Annotated in this window: 16 protein-coding genes; 1 reads left to right on the top strand and 15 read right to left on the bottom strand. The window is 43.1% G+C overall.

Annotated elements, in window-relative coordinates; translation table 11 throughout:
* Positions 1-16: 16 nt before the first annotated feature.
* From ilvD to DWY31_RS00220, 9 genes are all read right to left on the bottom strand, one after another.
* Entirely contained in the window at positions 17-1,690 is a 1,674-nt protein-coding gene (gene ilvD / locus DWY31_RS00260; protein ID WP_118519234.1) for a dihydroxy-acid dehydratase, read from the bottom strand.
* 33 nt (positions 1,691-1,723) lie between these two features.
* Positions 1,724-2,809, bottom strand: coding sequence for a 3-isopropylmalate dehydrogenase (leuB, locus tag DWY31_RS00255; protein WP_021860686.1), 1,086 nt, complete (start codon positions 2,807-2,809; stop codon positions 1,724-1,726).
* Positions 2,810-2,993: 184 nt separating this feature from the next.
* Complete coding sequence (gene cdd, locus DWY31_RS00250; RefSeq protein ID WP_117537324.1) at positions 2,994-3,404, bottom strand: cytidine deaminase; 411 nt, start codon at positions 3,402-3,404, stop codon at positions 2,994-2,996.
* A gap of 14 nt (positions 3,405-3,418) precedes the next feature.
* Positions 3,419-4,207 (bottom strand): uridine phosphorylase, encoded by a 789-nt coding sequence (gene udp / locus DWY31_RS00245; protein WP_118519233.1) that lies wholly within the window; start codon positions 4,205-4,207, stop codon positions 3,419-3,421.
* 222 nt (positions 4,208-4,429) lie between these two features.
* The gene (pflA, locus tag DWY31_RS00240; protein WP_199671904.1) at positions 4,430-5,164 is read right to left on the bottom strand and encodes a pyruvate formate-lyase-activating protein; all 735 of its coding nucleotides are present in this window, start codon (positions 5,162-5,164) and stop codon (positions 4,430-4,432) included.
* A gap of 43 nt (positions 5,165-5,207) precedes the next feature.
* Entirely contained in the window at positions 5,208-7,460 is a 2,253-nt protein-coding gene (gene pflB, locus DWY31_RS00235) for a formate C-acetyltransferase (protein WP_117537326.1), read from the bottom strand.
* Between the two features lie 297 nt (positions 7,461-7,757).
* A complete protein-coding gene (gene yajC, locus DWY31_RS00230; RefSeq protein WP_021860691.1) occupies positions 7,758-8,063 on the bottom strand; it encodes a preprotein translocase subunit YajC in 306 nt (101 codons plus the stop codon).
* A gap of 91 nt (positions 8,064-8,154) precedes the next feature.
* Entirely contained in the window at positions 8,155-9,288 is a 1,134-nt protein-coding gene (gene tgt, locus DWY31_RS00225; protein WP_117537419.1) for a tRNA guanosine(34) transglycosylase Tgt, read from the bottom strand.
* Positions 9,289-9,373: 85 nt separating this feature from the next.
* Positions 9,374-11,074 (bottom strand): L,D-transpeptidase family protein, encoded by a 1,701-nt coding sequence (locus DWY31_RS00220; protein ID WP_118519231.1) that lies wholly within the window; start codon positions 11,072-11,074, stop codon positions 9,374-9,376.
* 214 nt (positions 11,075-11,288) lie between these two features.
* Between DWY31_RS00220 and aroC the strand changes: the two genes are divergently transcribed.
* Positions 11,289-12,401, top strand: coding sequence for a chorismate synthase (gene aroC, locus DWY31_RS00215; RefSeq protein ID WP_118519230.1), 1,113 nt, complete (start codon positions 11,289-11,291; stop codon positions 12,399-12,401).
* A gap of 38 nt (positions 12,402-12,439) precedes the next feature.
* On the opposite strand, the gene DWY31_RS00210 is transcribed toward aroC, so the two are convergent.
* The 6 genes from DWY31_RS00210 to DWY31_RS00185 form a co-directional block, all read right to left on the bottom strand.
* Positions 12,440-14,095 (bottom strand): nucleoside kinase, encoded by a 1,656-nt coding sequence (locus DWY31_RS00210; RefSeq protein WP_118519229.1) that lies wholly within the window; start codon positions 14,093-14,095, stop codon positions 12,440-12,442.
* 57 nt (positions 14,096-14,152) lie between these two features.
* Positions 14,153-14,953, bottom strand: a complete 801-nt coding sequence (locus tag DWY31_RS00205; RefSeq protein ID WP_021860696.1) for a Nif3-like dinuclear metal center hexameric protein — start codon at positions 14,951-14,953, stop codon at positions 14,153-14,155.
* Positions 14,954-15,055: 102 nt separating this feature from the next.
* A complete protein-coding gene (locus tag DWY31_RS00200; RefSeq protein ID WP_118519228.1) occupies positions 15,056-15,769 on the bottom strand; it encodes a tRNA (adenine(22)-N(1))-methyltransferase in 714 nt (237 codons plus the stop codon).
* A gap of 13 nt (positions 15,770-15,782) precedes the next feature.
* Positions 15,783-16,895, bottom strand: coding sequence for an RNA polymerase sigma factor RpoD (gene rpoD / locus DWY31_RS00195; RefSeq protein ID WP_021860698.1), 1,113 nt, complete (start codon positions 16,893-16,895; stop codon positions 15,783-15,785).
* Positions 16,896-16,933: 38 nt separating this feature from the next.
* Positions 16,934-18,703: a DNA primase gene (gene dnaG / locus DWY31_RS00190; protein ID WP_118519227.1), complete on the bottom strand. Its 1,770-nt coding sequence runs from the start codon at positions 18,701-18,703 to the stop codon at positions 16,934-16,936.
* Positions 18,704-18,775: 72 nt separating this feature from the next.
* Positions 18,776-19,783: a deoxyguanosinetriphosphate triphosphohydrolase gene (locus tag DWY31_RS00185; RefSeq protein WP_118519226.1), complete on the bottom strand. Its 1,008-nt coding sequence runs from the start codon at positions 19,781-19,783 to the stop codon at positions 18,776-18,778.
* Positions 19,784-19,873 lie beyond the last annotated feature (90 nt).

Here is a 19,873-nt window from a genome sequence, read left to right as displayed (position 1 = left end):
TCTCTTATGTCTTGTCTTATGACTGTTTTGGAACTTCCAGAATAGCTCCTCTGTTTCCGGATGTTACCATAGAAGCATATCTTGCCAGATAACCGGTTGTAACTTTCGGCTCTCTCGGTGTCCATGCTGCTTTTCTCTTAGCCAGTTCTTCATCAGATACATCCAGTTCCAGTTTCAGTTTCGGAATATCAATCTTAATAATATCTCCTTCTTCAACTAACGCAATCGGTCCGCCAACTGCGGCTTCCGGTGAAACATGTCCGATGGATGCTCCTCTGGATGCTCCACTGAAACGTCCGTCTGTAATTAAGGCAACACTGGAACCAAGTCCCATTCCTGCGATTGCAGAAGTCGGGTTCAGCATCTCACGCATACCCGGTCCACCTTTCGGTCCTTCATAGCGGATTACAACTACATCACCTTTTACAATCTTGCCACCCTTGATTGCTGCGATTGCGTCTTCTTCGCATTCAAATACTCTTGCCGGTCCTTCATGTACCAGCATCTCATCTACAACTGCGGAGCGTTTTACAACACTTCCGTCCGGTGCAAGATTACCTTTCAATACTGCAAGTCCGCCTGTTGGTGTATATGGATTGTCGATTGGACGGATAACTTCCGGATTTTTGTTGACTGCTTCTTTAATATTTTCTCCGACGGTTTTACCTGTAACCGTCATACACTCTGTATGCAGTAAGCCTTTTTTATTCAGCTCGTTCATAACTGCATATACACCGCCGGCTTCATTCAGGTCTTCCATGTAAGTCGGGCCTGCCGGTGCCAGATGGCAGAGGTTCGGTGTCTTCTCGCTAATGCCATTTGCAAAATCGATTTCAAAATCCATACCGATCTCATGAGCGATTGCCGGCAGATGCAGCATACTGTTTGTAGAACATCCCAGTGCCATATCTACAGTCAATGCATTTAAGATTGCTTCTTTTGTCATAATATCTCTTGGGCGGATATTCTTCTCAAGCATCTCCATAACTTTCATACCTGCATGTTTTGCAAGGCGGATTCTCTCAGAATATACGGCCGGGATTGTTCCGTTACCGCGGAGTCCCATTCCAAGCACTTCTGTCAGACAATTCATGCTGTTCGCTGTATACATTCCGGAACAGGATCCACATGTCGGACATACTTTATTTTCAAATTCACACAGATCTTCATCTGTCATTGTTCCTGCTGCATTGGCTCCAACCGCCTCAAACATGCTGGACAAACTTCTCTTTTGTCCTTTTACATGACCTGCAAGCATAGGACCGCCACTTACAAATACTGTCGGCACATTAATTCTTGCCGCTGCCATCAGAAGTCCCGGTACATTCTTATCGCAGTTCGGCACCATAACCAGTGCATCAAACTGATGTGCCATTGCCATTGCTTCCGTAGAATCTGCGATCAGATCTCTTGTTACAAGGGAATATTTCATTCCGATATGTCCCATTGCAATTCCGTCACACACAGCGATTGCCGGAAATACAATCGGTGTTCCACCTGCCATGGAAACTCCCTGTTTTACCGCATTAACGATTTTGTCCAGATTCATATGTCCCGGCACAATCTCATTATATGAACTTACGATCCCGACCAGTGGTCTTTCCATCTCTTCCTGTGTAAGACCAAGTGCATTAAATAATGAACGATGCGGTGCTTGCTGTTTTCCTTTTGTTACTGTATCACTTCTCATGTTTCTTTGCCTCCTGTAACCTTATTGACATTCCTATTCGATATATCCTGCGATCAGGTCTCCCATTTTCTCAGTTCCAACCTGTGTCTTTCCTTCTGACATGATATCAATCGTACGATATCCTTCTTTTAATACTTTTTCAACCGCATTCTCAATTGCATCTGCTTCTTTATCCAGATCGAAGCTGAATCTTAACATCATTGCCGCAGATAAAATTGTTGCGATCGGGTTTGCGATTCCTTTTCCTGCAATATCCGGCGCAGAACCGCCGCTTGGCTCGTACAGGCCAAATTTGGTTTCATTAAGGCTCGCACTTGCCAGCATTCCGATGGAACCGGTTACCATACTTGCTTCATCAGATAAAATATCTCCAAACATGTTCTCTGTAAGAACTACATCAAACTGTTTCGGATCTCTGACAAGCTGCATTGCACAGTTGTCAACGAGCATATGTTCCAGTGTTACTTCCGGATAATCCTTTGCAACTTCTTCTACAACTTTTCTCCACAATCTGGAAGAATCAAGTACGTTTGCTTTGTCTACACTTGTTACCTTCTTTCTGCGCTTCATAGCGATGTCAAAACCACGCTTTGCAATTCTGCGGATCTCATTTTCATTATATGTAAGTGAATCGTGCGCAGTTATCACGCCGTCTTCTTCTATGGTCTTTCTCTCACCGAAATAGAGACCTCCTGTCAGTTCACGCATGATCATCAGATCAAATCCGCCTTCTGTGATTTCTTCTTTTAATGGGCATGCGCCTTTCAGTTCATCATAAAGAATCGCCGGTCTTAAGTTAGCAAATAAATTCAGTTCTTTACGAATCTTTAAAAGTCCTGCTTCCGGTCTCTTGGACGGCTCTAACTGATACCAAGGTGAAGTCTTTGCATCTCCTCCGATGGATCCCATCAGCACTGCATCACTTGCTTTTGCTTGTGCAACTGTCTCACTCGTAAGCGGTACTCCGTGTACATCAATAGAAGCTCCACCCATCAGAAGCTGTGTGTAATTGCATGTATGTCCGTAAACATCTGCAACTTTGTCGAGAACCTTCATTGCTTCTGTTACAATCTCCGGTCCGATTCCATCCCCTTTGATCACACCAATATTTAAATTCATAATCGCTCTTCCTTCCTGTGTAAATATATCTTTCAACGCACTCACGTATCTATAAGAACCTGCCACCGGCAAAATCTTTCGAATGTTATATCACTTAAAACAGAGTGCGCTCTGTTAATATAAATAATATACATCCTATAATATCTTATTTTCTTACAGCTTTCAAGACTTTAATACGCTAAAATTACAAATTGTCTGCGCCGAAACCAAGTGGCAATAATTCTTTCAGGCTGTAAGTTACATATTCATCCTGACTTTTTGCCAGAATAATCTCTAATTTATCAGGATCTGCGAACTCCTGCATCACCTGTCTGCACACTCCGCATGGCGGGCAATAAGTATGCATACCTTTTGTATCTTCATTCACAATACAGATCTTTGTAAAATGTCGTTCTCCTTCACTGACCGCTTTGAAAAATGCCGTTCTCTCCGCACAGTTGCTTGGCGTATATGCGGCATTTTCAATATTACATCCGGTGTAGATTTTTCCACTCTCTGTAAGAAGCGCCGCACCGACTTTAAATCCCGAATACGGTACATAGGCATATTCAAGCGCAGAAAAAGCTTCTCTGATCAGTTGTTGTATACTGTCCATCTGTCGCTCCTTCCTTATATTTTCTGTTTTTTCCGATCTTCTCTTATCAGGCTACGGATTGCCTCAATCGCAGTTTTTATTGGAAGTTCCGTATCATGAACTACCGGATTGTCCAGACCTTCTTTTGCGCGTTCCTGGTTTGCCATCACCAAAAGCACGGTTCCTATCCGCACGCGAAGATAACTTCCTACTATATATAATGCAGCAGATTCCATCTCAGACGCAAGGCACCCCATTCTCTTCCATGCTTCCCATTTGTTCAGCAGCTCATAGCTTACTGGTTTGCTCTCCGGTGTATGCTGTCCGTAAAAGGAATCTTTACTTTCCACTACCCCGGCATGATAGGGAACGCACATCTCCTTCGCCGCTCCGATTAATGCATTCACGACTTCTATATCTGCTACAGCAGGATATTCTATCGGCGCATATTCTTTACTTGTTCCTTCCATGCGGACTGCTCCGGTTGCAATAACCAGATCTCCGCTTTTTACGGAAAGATCAATTCCTCCGCTTGTACCGACACGGATGAATGTATCTGCTCCTGCCTTTACTAATTCCTCCAGAGCAATTGCCGCCGAAGGACCTCCAATTCCGGTAGATGTGACACTGACCTTTACTCCGTTCAGTGTTCCGGTATAAGTTACAAACTCCCGGCTGTCTGCAACCAGTTTTGCATCATCCAGATGTTCTGCAATCTTCTTACAGCGTTTTGGATCTCCCGGAAGAATAACATACTTTCCAACTTCACCGGGTGCGACCTGTATATGATACTGTCTGTTTGGATCTTCCGAATAATTCACCATATCCAAATCCTCCCTTATCATTTTTCTTCTTATTATATCATGTTTTCCCGGATAGCTCCATAGCTGCCATTTGTCACAGCATTTTCCTCGTCGCAAAAAAAGAAAGTGCCTTGGCACATTCCAGTATTTTCATATACTTTTATAAATATGATATTAAGGGAAAAAGCCAAAAAACCACTCATGTGCAAGCACATTGTGATTTTTTGGCTTTTGTCCCTGGCATCATAAATATTTTGCAGTCTTCAGAATCTCATTCGCATTCTGAATTCTTTCCTGCGTCGGAGGTTCGATGCCTTCCAGTCCGTAAGGGATACCAAGTTCTTTCCACTTGTATACTCCCAGCGTATGATATGGAAGCACTTCCACACGTTCTACATGATCAAGTTTCTCTATGAAATCATGCAGTTTCCATAAATAGTCGTCCCTGTCACTTCTTTCCGGTACCAGTACATGACGAATCCACATAGATTTACCTGTATCCGACAGGTATTTTGCCATATCAAGAATGTTGTCATTCTTCTGTCCGGTCAGAAGCACATGCTGCTCCTCATCCATATGCTTAATATCTAACATTACAAGATCTGTTACTTCCATCAGCTTTTCAAATTTAGAAAAGAATGGTTCTTCTCTTGTAAATGGATTACCACAGGTATCTAAAGTTGTGTGAACTCCTTTTTCTTTCGCTTTTGTAAACAGCTCCAGCAGAAAATCAATCTGCAGAAGTGGTTCTCCTCCACTGACGGTAATACCGCCCTTACTTCCCCAGTAAGAGCGGTATCTCAATGCTTTTTCAAGCAGTTCATCTGCTGTGTAAGGCGTTCCTGCCTGCATATTCCAAGTGTCCGGATTGTGACAGAACTGACAGCGCATTGCGCATCCAGATAAAAAGATCACATACCGTACACCCGGTCCGTCAACGGAGCCAAAACTTTCCAGAGAATGGATATATCCTTTCATCATTGTTTTGCTCCTTTAGTATTTTTCAAATCAAATGTTCAGACTACATCTGCTCGTGGCATGTTCTTGCGATTACGTCTAACTGCTGCTCACGTGTCAGGTCAATGAACTTAACAGCGTATCCGGATACACGGATTGTAAAGTTTGCGTATTCCGGTTTCTCCGGATGTTCCATAGCATCACGCAGTTTGTCTACACCAAATACATTGACATTCAGATGATGTGCTCCGCGGTCAAAGTATCCATCCATAACATGTACAAGGTTTTCTTTTCTTTCATCATCGCTGTGTCCAAGTGCGCTCGGACTGATTGTCTGTGTATTGGAAATACCATCCAGCGCCAGCTCATATGGAAGTTTAGCTACGGAGTTCAGTGAAGCTAACAAACCGCTCTTCTCTGCGCCGTATGACGGGTTAGCACCTGGTGATAACGGCTCGCCACCTTTTCTTCCATCCGGAAGAGATCCTGTTGCTTTACCATATACAACGTTAGAAGTAATTGTAAGGATAGATGTCGTCGGTACAGAATTTCTGTAAGTGTGGCATTTGTTCAGCTTGTGCATAAATGTCTTCAGAAGCCAGATTGCCATGTCATCTGCACGGTCATCATCGTTACCATATCTTGGGAAGTCTCCCTCGATCTCAAAGTCAGTTGTAATTCCGTCTTCGTCACGGATTGGTTTAACCTTTGCATATTTGATAGCGCAAAGGGAATCTACTACATGAGAGAATCCTGCAATACCAGTTGCGAAAGAACGTTTTACATCTGTATCGATCAGTGCCATCTGTGCTGACTCATAGTAATATTTGTCATGCATATAGTGGATCATGTTCAGTGTATCAACATACAGCTTGCTTAACCACTCCATCATCTCGTCATATCTTTCCATCACCTCATCGAAGTCAAGATATTCCGATGTGATTGGTCGGTAAGCAGGTCCTACCTGAACTTTGTTCTTCTCATCAATGCCACCGTTGATTGCGTATAACAGACACTTAGCAAGGTTTGCACGTGCTCCGAAGAACTGCATCTCTTTACCTGTCTCTGTTGCCGATACGCAGCAGCAGATTGAATAGTCATCGCCCCATACCGGACGCATAACATCATCGTTCTCATACTGGATTGAGCTTGTCTCTACGGAAATCAAAGCTGCAAACTTCTTAAAGTTCTCTGGCAGTCTTGAAGAATATAATACTGTAAGGTTTGGCTCCGGTGACGGTCCCATGTTCTTCAATGTGTGCAGGAAGCGATAATCATTCTTTGTTACCATAGAACGTCCATCCTGTCCAAGACCAGCTACTTCCAGTGTTGCCCATGTCGGATCTCCTGAGAACAGCTCGTTGTAAGATGGGATTCTTGCAAATTTAACCATACGGAACTTCATTACCATATGGTCGATCAGTTCCTGAGCTTCTTTCTCTGTCAGTTTTCCGGCTTTTAAGTCTCTTTCAATATAAATATCAAGGAATGTAGAAATACGTCCGACACTCATTGCAGCTCCGTTCTGAGTCTTGATTGCTGCAAGGTATCCGAAATACAGCCACTGTGCTGCTTCTTTTGCATCTTTTGCCGGCTCTGAAATATCAAATCCGTAAGCAGCAGCCATTTCCTTCATCTCTTTCAACGCTTTGATCTGATCTGCAAGCTCTTCACGGAGACGGAAATCTGTTCCTTTCATACCATGTCTTGCATAACGCTCAAAATCATACTGTTTCTTTTCAATAAGGAAATCGACACCATACAATGCAACACGACGGTAATCACCTACGATACGTCCTCTTCCGTAAGTATCCGGAAGACCTGTGATGATCTTGTTATGTCTTGCTTTTTTCATCTCCGGTGTATAGATATCAAATACTCCCTGGTTGTGTGTTTTATGATATTTTGTGAAAATCTCATGCAGCTTTTCGCTTGGCTGATATCCGTAAGTTGTACATGCCTGCTCAGCCATCTTAATACCACCATATGGCATAAACGCTCTCTTAAGCGGTTTGTCTGTCTGAAGACCAACTACTTTTTCAAGATCCTTTGTTTCCTCACTGATGTATCCCGGTCCATAAGCTGTAAGTCCGGATACAACTTCTGTCTCCATATCAAGGACTCCGCCTTTGGCACGTTCTTCTTTCTGCAGTTCCTGAAGCTTTTCCCATAATGTGTTGGTTGCTTCTGTAGGACCTTCCAGGAAGGACTCATCTCCCTCATATGGTGTGTAGTTTTCCTGAATAAAATCTCTTACGTCTATGGAATGTCTCCAGTTCTCTCCGGAGAAGCCTTCCCACTGTTCACGCTGTGTCATCGCACATACTCCTTTCATCCTTCGTTTTCTGTTTTTCGTTGCAAAGTATATCATCTTGTGAATAAAATAGCAAGCATATTTTTGATAATCGTTCTCATTACAACGCTTGTACATGATTTTGTGCAATTTTGCCTGTTTTCGCGCCTTACAATGTATTTTCGCACGTACAAAACTGGTCTTTTTTATATAGTTTTTCTATATCTATATAGGTGCATGCAATATGCTAATATCAGGAATATATAAAAAAGGACGCCCTCTACGGACATCCCTTTCTGATATCTTCTTCAATTATATCTCTTATTCAGCAGATGCTTTCTCGACCTGTGCAATTGCTGCTTTCTGCATCGGGATACGGCAATTCTTATTGTTACCGAATTCCACGATCAGATCATCATCACTGATGTCGATGATCACACCGTAAAAACCGCTTGATGTAAGTACTGTATCTCCAACTTCCATCTCTGCGATCATAGCCTGTACTCTCTTCTGTTCTTTCTTCTGTGGTCTGATGAATAAAAACCAGAATCCACCAAAGATCAATGCATATATTAAAACTAAAACAATCCCGTTTACCGGTGAACTCTGTGCTGCTAATGTAAACATATTTCTTCCTCCTAATATTTTTAAACACTATTGCTATCATACACAATAATGCAGGCTCTAGCAAGCTATTTCCCACAATTTCATAGAAATTTTACGAATTATTCCCCGAAACTGCGTCCAGTTTCCATTTCTTATATTCCTTATATCTTCCCGCTTCTATAGCATCCCGTATTTCTTCCATCATCGTATTATAGAAATACAGATTGTGAAGCACGCAGAGCCGCATGCCGAGCATCTCTTTTGCTTTCAGCAAATGTCTGATATACGCTCTGGAATAGGAACGGCATGCCGGACACTGGCATCCTTCCTCGATCGGCTTATCATCCAGTTCAAATCTGGCATTAAAAAGATTCAGTTTTCCATGATTCGTATAGACATGTCCATGTCTTCCGTTACGGCTTGGATATACACAGTCAAAGAAGTCTACTCCACGGTCAACCGCCTCCAGAATGTTTGCCGGTGTGCCGACTCCCATCAGATACGTCGGTTTGTTCTCAGGCAGATGCGGTACAACCGCATCCAGAATCCGGTACATCTCTTCATGTGTTTCTCCGACCGCAAGTCCGCCGATCGCATAACCATCCAGATCAAGTTGTGCAATCTCCTGTGCATGGCGGATACGGATATCTTCATAGACGCCACCCTGGTTAATTCCAAAAAGCATCTGCTGCTTATTGATCGTATCCGGAAGACTGTTCAGACGGTTCATCTCTGCCTTACAGCGTTTCAGCCATCTGGTTGTCCGGTCAACCGATTTTTCCATATAATCTCTTTTTGCAATACTCGACGGACATTCATCAAATGCCATTGCTATTGTAGACGCAAGATTAGACTGAATCTGCATACTTTCCTCCGGTCCCATAAAAATCTTGTGCCCGTCTATATGGGAGTTGAAATAAACTCCTTCTTCTTTGATTCTTCTGAGTCCTGCCAGAGAAAAAACCTGAAACCCGCCGGAATCTGTAAGGATTGGCTTATCCCAGGTCATAAATTTATGAAGACCGCCCAGCTTTTTCACAACTTCATCTCCCGGACGTACATGGAGATGATACGTATTTGAAAGTTCCACCTGCGTCTTGATCTGCTGGAGGTCATCTGTGGAAACTGCGCCCTTGATCGCGGCTGCCGTTCCCACATTCATAAATACAGGTGTCTCTATAACACCGTGCACTGTATGCAATCTTCCTCTTTTGGCAAGACCATCTTTTTTAATTAATTCATACATGATCTTATCCTCATTGCTTTCTGTGATTTTCATCATTTACTGCTTATTATCTCTTTATTCCTTAATTGCTGCCAGCAGCACTTTTCTAATTATGACATACAACCGGCACATCTTTGTATACCAGTTCATACATCTTCGGTGCAACTGATGGCGGTAAATTGACACAACCATGGGAACCGTGTGATTTATAACGGCTTCCTCCGAAAGTCGGCTGCCATGAAGCATCATGGAATCCAATTCCTCCATTGAAAGGCATCCAGTATTTAACCGGCGTCTCATAGGAATAAGTACCATCCGGTCTTCTCTCACCACGAAGTGTTGCATTCTTTGTTTTATATGTCAGAGAATACACGCCCGGCGGTGTTGCATTGCCTTTGTTCGGATTACCGGTTACAACATCTGTGCTGAGCACAACTTTACCCTTCTTAATAAAGTATGCTCTCTGATTCGTTAAGTCTACCTCTGCATAAGTATCTCCCATATCCATCGTATCATGGGATGCTGCTTTACTTAAATATTTCGGTTCACGGGTGACTGTCTCACCTTTTTTGATATTCTTTGTCAGCTCTTTGTATTCGCTGTCCTGCGCTATGCACCAGCCATAATCTCCGCCATCCACTTTGACTGTGTTTCCGGTTGCGGTTTTGAAAGTGCGTGTCTTTCCCCTGGTATTATATTTGGACGCAAGACTCTGAATATACTTCTTCACCGCATCTTTGTCAAACTTCACTTTCATCTTCTTGTTTACTTTCACCCATTGTGAAATAACAGTAGAATCTACGACTTCTGTCTTCGGACTAAAATCATATGTAACCTTTGCTCCGAGATAGCTGTTCATCTTCTCAGCAGCATCTTTGACTTCCTGTGAGTCTTTAGTATAATCCGGCTTAATATAGCATCCCTCTTTTGTAAGATCCAGTTCTGACTGGAATCCGTCTAATGCTTCCTTAATTGCTTTATTGAACGCATCTTCATCAATCTCTGTGCCGATAACTTCCGGTGCAATCTCAAATCGGGTATCCATGAATTTCGGATATGCATTTTTTGATTTAGTCTGGTTCTTCTTATCCATACAATTCAAACCACTGATCTCATCTGCCAGTGCTTCTTTGTCGTATTTTACACCAACTGAAGCCTCAATCTGCGGATGATTCCAAAGTGATGTGATCCACAGGAAATTGTTCTGCTGTTTTACACATTTTGCAAGTTCATCAGACTGCACATACTCCAGGGAAATGTCTGATCCGTCAATCTCTTCTGTACTTCCGTCAGCTTCTTTCAATGTAAGTACATAATCTCCGACATCTTTCTTTAACTTGCTCTCCACCTGGCTTACACTCTTAAGCGCAACATCGTTGCCATTGATCTTCGTATAGAACATAAAATGGCTTCCAAAATAAAGTGCAATTCCGATATAAACTACTGCGAGGATCCCCACGATAGTTCCGATCACTTTTCCTGCTTTTTTCTTACGTTTGCGTTTCTTGTATGCTTTTGATGCCTCTTTTACTGCGTCCGACTCTACCTCGCCTTCTTCACCCTCAAAGTCCTCAAAGTCCTCATAATCCGGTTCTTCATCATAACCTGCCGCATGAGTTTTCTTTGCTTTTCTGTGGCTGATTTCTTCATAATCATCTTCATCATCTTCATCAAATTCTTCGAATCCATCTTCATCGAAATCATCTTCATCTATTGAATCACGGATCTCAGACTTATGAAGATCACCATATAATTCCCGCATTGTTTCTTCGATAATCTCATCGGCTCTTTTGTCATTCTTACTCATAAGCGCTTACTCCTTTTTTATTCACATGTCCCATTATAATATGCATATCCATAAAAGTACAGACTAAATTTTAAGGAAAATATGAAGAATTTTTGAATATCCGCCCTTATTCATCCGTTGCGCTTTTCTTCTGCTTCCTATATAATAAGTTGTATCGTTTTACATACCGAATAATTTCAAAGACTACATATTATAGAAGAAATGGAGAACAACTATGGCAGGTTCAACTTTAGGAAATTTATTTACAATCACAACCTGGGGCGAGTCACACGGTGCCGCAATCGGGGTTGTTATAGACGGATGTCCTGCGGGACTTTCTTTAGATGAAGAAGATATTCAAATCTATCTCGATCGCAGAAAACCGGGACAGAGCCGCTTTACAACTGCAAGAAAAGAGTCCGATAAAGCACGTATTTTATCTGGCGTTTTTGAAGGTCATACAACCGGAACGCCAATTTCCATCATGGTCGAGAATACAGACCAGCGTTCCAGAGATTATGGCAAGATCAAAGACTGCTATCGTCCGGGACATGCAGATTACACTTTTGATGCCAAGTACGGTTTTCGCGACCACCGTGGTGGCGGACGTTCTTCCGGTCGCGAAACGATCGGACGTGTTGCAGCCGGAGCAATCGCCGCAAAGATATTAAGACAACTCGGTATCACCATTACAGCTTATACCCGTTCCATCGGAGATATTGTCATTCCGGAAAATGAATATCATTACGATCAGATTACAGAAAATGCACTCTATATGCCAAATAACGATTACGCAGCCAGGGCTTCTGACTACCTTGCTGAATGTATCAGAAAGCAGGACTCCTCAGGCGGCATGATCGAATGTGTGATCACTGGTGTACCTGCCGGTATCGGAGAGCCCGTATTTCATAAACTGGACGCTGCACTTTGCAGTGCGGTTATGTCCATCGGTGCAGTCAAAGGTGTGGAGATTGGCGACGGTTTCCAGGCTGCTGCCGCACTTGGAAGTAACAACAACGATTCTTTCCGTCTTGACGCTGGTAAGCTTACCAAAGTAACAAATCACTCTGGCGGTACACTCGGAGGTATGAGCGACGGCAGTCCGATCATACTGCGGGCAGCAGTCAAGCCAACGCCATCTATCTCCCAGCCACAGGATACCGTCATGAGAACAGACTGTCAGGAGCTTACAGATACTACAATTGAGATTACCGGGCGCCACGATCCTGTCATTGTTCCCCGCGCTGTCGTTGTCGTAGAAGCAATGACGGCTGTCACAGTACTGGATCTGCTCATGCGCAACATGAGTTCCCGACTGGACAGCCTCATCAAATTCTACCGTTCCTAAATTATCACAGCAATTATCTCAAATCATATGTTCAAGAATTAAATTTGAAAACATCCACCTCCAATGAATTCCCGCAGTAGGGAGTTCGTTGGAACGTTTTCACTTCCGATTCCCACAAAATAATCCAGGAATTTTAACAATCGTTTTGCTTCTACATATTCCGGTGCTTTTCTGTCCACTCCGAACAGAAGTGCTTCCACATATGGTTTCAATACAGCAAGTTCATAAATCAACGCCGAATTGAACATCACATCCGCTTCTTCCTGATATGGGAAAATATTCTTCTCTTCCCCTTTTCTTACAGATGACCACATATTGATTGTCCGCGCAACCGAAGCGCCTCTTGTTCTTGCATCCCGGACAATTCTCCGGAGCAGACGTCCGTCTGTTGTCGGAATCCGGTTATGTTCATCAATATTCAGCTGTGTCAGTGCACTGATATAGATCTTGAATTTATTTTCATCCGGAAGACTCTGCGTCAGTTTCGGATTCAGGCAGTGGATTCCTTCGATGACGAGAACATCATTTTTTCCCAGCTTCTTCACGTCCGATCCGTATTCCTTATGTCCGGTCACAAAATTAAACCTTGGAAGAACAACTTCCTTTCCTGCAAGCAGATCTCCCAGTTGTCTGTTAAATAACTCCACATCTACTGCTTCCAGACATTCAAAATCAAAATCTCCGTTCTCGTCCACCGGATTCTCTTCCCGTTCTACAAAATAATTATCTACCGCGATCGGATGCGGCACCAGACCACAGGCACGAAGCTGTACTGACAGTCGATGGGAAAATGTTGTCTTTCCGGATGATGACGGACCGGCAATCAGGATAAATTTTAATTCCGGTCTGGCAGCGATCGTTGCAGCTATTTCCGCAATTTTTTTCTCCTGTAATGCTTCCTGGACGAGTACTGTCTCCCGCACATCACCTTTGGTAATCCTGTCATTCAGTGCACCAACAGTCTCAATCCCCTGCATATCACCCCAACTTGTGGATTCTTTTAATACATGGAATAATTTGTTCTGCGGCTCAAATGGCGGAACAATTTCCGGTTCCTTCTGTTCCGGCATCTGGAGCACAAATCCGTCATCATAAAGATACAATTTAAAGTATTTTAAATACCCGGTGCTCGGAACCATATATCCATAATAATAGTCTTCAAATTCATTAATGCTGTAGATATTTACTTTGGAAACCCTGCGGTACGCAAACAATTTCTCCTTATCATGCATACCGTATCTGGCAAATGTCGCAATCGCATCATCGGTATTTACAGATTTCTTATTGATTGGAAGATCTGCCTCTACCATCTGATGCATCCGTGCTTCTACCTGATCCAGGAACTGCTGATCCAGTACAACATTGCCTTCAATTGTACAATAATATCCCTTACTGACGGAATAGTGGATCCGGACTTTATCAACATTCTCGTGTTCTGCTACATCGTAAATTGCTTTGACAAGCAAAAGGCTCATGCTTCTTTTGTATGTTTTGTGCCCACTATCACATGCTGTTGTCTCAAAGTTAAGTGTACAGTCTCTGTTTACTTTCTTGTGAAGTTCCTGTAATTTACCATCAACCGTGACAAGTACGATATCATGGGAATATTCTTTCTGATATTCTTTTGCGATCTCCAGATAGGTTGTTCCGGCTTCATACTGTCTGATCTCGTCATGGATTTTTACCTGATACATTTCACATCATCCTTTCTTTGCATCTGTCCGAAAATGTCTGTGCAACATCTGCCATTCCTATACCACCGTAAACGGATGATGGATGGCAGCACTTATAACCGCTGTCTGCGGAAACGCTTCCTGCAGATAATTCTTCATATCTTCTATAAAAATGTGTTCCACACCATAATGTCCTGCATCAATGATTGCAAGTTCCTGTGCAACTGCATCAATCCCCTCGTGATGACCGATATCTCCGGTAATCAATACATCCGCTTTTTTTGCCAGCGACTGTGTGATCACGCTTTTTCCGGAACCCGGACAGAGAGCGATCCGCGATACCTGTTGAGCAAGATCACCAAATACTTTCACTTGCGGAACCCCATATGCTTTCTTTACTTTATCACAGCATTCTTTTAAAGTTACCGGTTTCTGCCAGCTGCCAATCTCACCAATGCCTTCCGGATACTCCTCACCTGTTTCCGGCTGTATGCGCATTCCGGTAACATCCAGTACTTCTGTATCATTGAGCCCCAGAAGATTGCCTGCAAGCTCAGCCATCCTGCATACATCGTAATTTGTATGCATTGCATAATAAGAAATATCATTACCGAGCAGCTGTAACAGACGTCTGCCGATAAAATCCCGGTTGTTGATCTGTTTCATACCGCCAAAAATCAACGGATGATGTGTTACAAGCATATCTGCTTTCTGACAGATCACATCCTCCACCACTTCATCTGTCGCATCCAGCGCAACGTAGATTTTACGGACTTCTTTATCGTCTCTTCCGGCAAGAAGTCCGACATTATCCCAGGAGAGCGCCGCATCCTTTGGATATACATTTTCTATTTTTTCCATGATCTCTTTACAGAGCATACTATTCACCTCTGTTTCCTGTATTCCCGTTTCCGGGTTTCTCATTTATTTTCTATTATAATATGCTGTTAATCAGATATCTCCGGCTATAATACTTGCAGATTATTCTGCATTATGCACATCCGTGATTCGTTCCAGTGCTTCTTTTGTTCTTAGCATCTCTTCTGCAAGCTCTGCTTTCCTCACCTGAATACTTGTACTGTCTGCCTGTTTATTTAACTGCTGCAAAATCTTCTCCTGGATCGCACATTCCCGCAACAGGAAATCCTTTAGCACCGGATGCTTCTTTTCAAGTAATTTCTTTCCATAATAGTATTCATACTCTTCATAAGTTTCCGACTCTCCATGCTCCACTTTGAGAATCGGGTAGTATTTGCCATCTTCTTCCACCATATCCTCATCGACAATCAAAAACTGTTCCTGCGTAAGATACCGTCGTACTTTGTCAATCTCTGACTGTGGCTGTAAAATACAGGTTTTCATCTGATTGATCACATCTTTACCATCTTCCAGAATATGGATCACAAGTCCACCACCCATTCCAGCGGTGATAAGCGTATCTGCTTCTCCCGGAACAAGTGCCTGTGTACCATCCGACAATCTTGTCTCAATCCGATCCGACAGTCCCTGTTCTTCAATATGTATTCTCGCCCGCTCAAGCGGTCCTTTATTAATATCCATAGCGATTACCCGTGATGCGATCTTCTCCTGTATCAGATAAATCGGGATATAGCCATGGTCAGTTCCAACATCTGCAACAGAGGCGCCCTCTGTCACAAGAGCTGCAACTGCGTACAGTCTTTTTGATAGTTCCATAGGCGCCTCTTTCTTAGTCTAAATAATCTCTTAATTTTCTGCTGCGGCTCGGATGACGAAGCTTACGAAGTGCTTTTGCTTCAATCTGTCTGATACGCTCACGCGTAACGTCAAATTCCTTACCAACTTCTTCCAGTGTACGTGCACGTCCGTCATTCATACCAAAACGCAGTCGCAATACTTTCTGTTCTCTCTCTGTCAGCGTGTCCAGTACTTCATCCAGCTGTTCTTTCAGAAGAGTCTGTGCTGCTGCCTCTGCCGGCACCGGTACATTATCATCCTGAATAAAGTCACCAAGATGACTGTCCTCCTCTTCACCGATCGGAGTTTCCAGCGACACCGGTTCCTGGGAAATCTTAAGGATCTCACGCACTCTGTCTACCGGCATGTCCAGCTCCGCAGCGATCTCTTCCGGCGTAGGTTCACGTCCTAAATCCTGCAATAACTGTCTGGAAACACGGATCAATTTGTTGATCGTCTCTACCATATGCACTGGAATACGGATCGTTCTTGCCTGATCGGCAATTGCTCTTGTAATCGCCTGACGGATCCACCATGTTGCATACGTACTAAACTTAAATCCTTTATGATAATCGAATTTCTCTACTGCTTTGATCAGCCCTAAGTTACCTTCCTGAATAAGGTCAAGAAACAACATGCCTCGTCCAACATATCTCTTTGCAATGCTGACAACAAGTCTAAGGTTCGCTTCTGCCAGTCTCTTCTTGGCGCTCTCATCGCCTTCTGCCATACGTTTTGCAAGATCTACTTCTTCTTCCGCTGTCAGAAGCGGAACTTTACCGATCTCTTTCAGATACATTCTGACCGGATCTTCAATGCTGACTCCATCTGGAACAGACAGGTCAATCTTCTCAACATCTACTTCATCCTCGTCTGAGATTACAATATCCGAATCATCAATATCGTCATCATCGGAGCTGATACGAAGCACATCGATATTCTGTCCTTCCAGATATTCAAATACTTTCTCCATCTGTTCAGAATCCAGATCGATATCATGGAAGAAGTCATTGATTTCCTGAATCTCAAGAATCCCTTTTTTCTTCTTTCCAAGCTTCACCAGTTCTTTTAATCTCTCTTCAAATTTTGCCATGTGTTCGTCCATGTAATGCCATCCTCTCATTGCTTGTTTATATTTTATCCCTAATTAATGGAAATATGCAGTTTCTCGAGGTCCTGCAGCTGACGTTTTGCTTCCATCAGACGCTGCAGTCCTGCAATATCTGTCGGCGCAAGATTCCTTGCTGCCTCTTCAATGCTGTGGTTCTTCACACGGATGATTGTTTCTTTCAATGCTTTCTCCTGCTCCCCAAGAGTTGTCAGTTCCTTGATTTTCGTGTGGAACAGACTCGCAACTTCGCGATGTTCTTCCTCATCCGTAAAATGATTCATGATCTGTGCCGGATTCACCTGCTGTTTCTCATATTGTTCATACAATATAGAAGCAACTGTCCGATATATATCGCCGGTAAAATCTTCCGGTGAAATGTATTTACAGATCTGTGAAAATATATTCTCATCTTCGATCAGCCACGTCAGAAGCACCTTCTGGGACGTAATATTCCCATCTTCTTTCTTCTCTTTTCGTGTCTGTTTCGGTCTGGAAACCGGCTTTGCCAGTCCCTGCTGTACGGCAGTCTTCACAACTAATTTGCGAAGCTCTTCATATCCCACGTGATATGCCTGCGCAACAGCTTCTATGTAATTATTGCGCTCAATCTCTTCTTCAAACTCTCCAAGCCGTCTTGCAACTTCCCGCATAAAATCAGTCTTTCCTTCCGGTGAATGCATATCATAATCCCGCTCCAGAACTTCCAGGCTGAACATGAATCCATTCCTTGCTCTGCCAATCCGTTCTTCAAAAGCTTCCGCTCCGAGATTCTTGATAAATTCATCCGGATCTTTGTAAGGTTCCATACGGATAATCTTTGCCGTAATCCCTACATCCTTAAGAATCGGGATTGCACGCAGTGCTGCTTTCGTCCCTGCCTCATCACTGTCGTAAGTCAGATATACTTCCTTCACGTAACGCTTGATCAGTGAAGCATGTCCCGGTGTCAATGCAGTTCCTAAAGATGCAACCGCATTGGTAAATCCTGCCTGATGCAACGAAATCACATCCATATACCCTTCGCACAGAAGAAAATATGGCTTTCTTGTGCTTCTTGCACGGTTCAATCCGTACAAGTTCCTGCTCTTGTCAAAAATCAGTGTCTCCGGAGAGTTCAGATATTTTGGTTTCGCATCTCCCATCACGCGACCGCCAAATCCAATCACACGGCTGTTCACATCCATGATTGGGAACATCACACGATTCCAGAACTTGTCATGCGCACCATGCCGCTCATCAATACTGATCAAACCAGCCTTCGCAATCATCTCGTCCTTATATCCTCTTTCTTTCAGGTAACGGTACAAATCGTCGCTATACTTATTGGAATATCCCAGCCCAAAAGCCTTAATCGTATCATCCGACAGTTCCCGCCTTTTTAAATAAGAAAGTCCGGCTTCTCCTTTTGAACTCTTAAGCTGTACATAAAAATACTGTGCTGCGATTTTATTGATCTCAAGCAGAATTGCCTTCAGATCAGCTCTCTCCTTCGCTTGTGCAGAATATTCCATTTCCGGAAGTTCTACCCCGGCCTTGTCAGCCAGATATTTCAGTGCTTCCTGAAAAGTATAATTTTCATACTCCATCAAAAATGTAAATACATTCCCACCTGCACCACAGCCAAAGCAATAATACATCTGCTTCCCGCGGCTTACTGAAAATGATGGAGACTTCTCATTGTGAAAAGGACACAGACCGAAATAAGAGCTGCCCTTTTTTTGTAATTTCACATAGCTGGAAATCACATCCACAATGTCATTGCGGGATCTGACTTCCTCTATAATCTCATCAGAATAATACATATACTCCGCCCTTTTTCTTTGTCTTAAAAATACCCTCATGCTAAATATTCAACAAAGAACTTTGATTTCCTTTTAATATTTCCAAGATTCTGGGATAAAATATTCCTGAAACTTCTTTACGGCATAGTTATCCGTCATTCCGGCAATATAATCACACACGATCATTTCTTCCGGCTCACCTCGTTCTTCCAGAATGGTCAGAAATTCTTCCGGCATTGCCTCCAGATGTTCCATATAATACTGATACAGACTGGTGATCATATGAATGGCTTTTCCTTCCTCACCTTTTGCATCCTGATTTGTATAAACACGTTCAAACAAAAATTCTCTGAGTCCGCTCATCGCATCCTGGATCTCCGATGACATCACGATCTTATCACGATCCATACTGGATATGATCACATCATGCACCATCGTATTCAGCCTTTCTCTTGTCGTCATTCCGAGAATATCCGTATAACACTTCGGAATATCTTCTATCCTCAGGATTCCTCCACGGATCGCATCATCAATATCGTGATTGACGTACGCAATTTTATCCGACAATCTCACGATCTGTCCTTCCAGCGTATGCGGATTTCCACTAGTCTTATGATTTTCAATCCCATCAACTACTTCCCAGGTCAGATTCAGTCCCTGTCCCTGTTTTTCCAGATATTCTACTACACGCACACTCTGTATATTATGACTGAATCCAGATGGACTGACACTGGCAAGCGCACGTTCCCCTGCGTGTCCGAACGGTGTATGCCCCAGATCATGTCCCAATGCGATTGCCTCCACCAGATCTTCGTTCAGTCTCAACGCTTTCGCGATTGTTCTTGCATTCTGCGATACTTCCAATGTATGTGTAAGTCTTGTCCGGTAATGATCCCCCTTCGGATAAAGAAAGACCTGCGTCTTCTGTTTTAACCTGCGGAATGCTTTACAATGTAAGATTCGGTCTCTGTCTCTTTGAAATACCGGTCTGAGATCACACTGTGGTTCCGGTCTTTTTCTTCCCCGTGATGCAATACTTTTCGCTGCATAAGAACTTAAATATTCTAATTCACGCTCTTCGAGCTGCTCTCTGATCGTCATAACAGTACCCTCCTTGACTCTTCCCGCATATTTACAACAACATATTTCAATGCTATATTACTTTTATTATAAAAAATTAGATTTTGTCCG

Origin of the sequence: Dorea sp. AF24-7LB (genome assembly GCF_003478575.1) — a bacterium.
Classification (GTDB): Bacteria; Bacillota; Clostridia; order Lachnospirales; family Lachnospiraceae; genus Dorea_D; species Dorea_D hominis.
The sequence above is the reverse complement of the archived record's forward strand: the minus strand, read 5'-3'. Positions and strand labels throughout refer to the sequence as shown.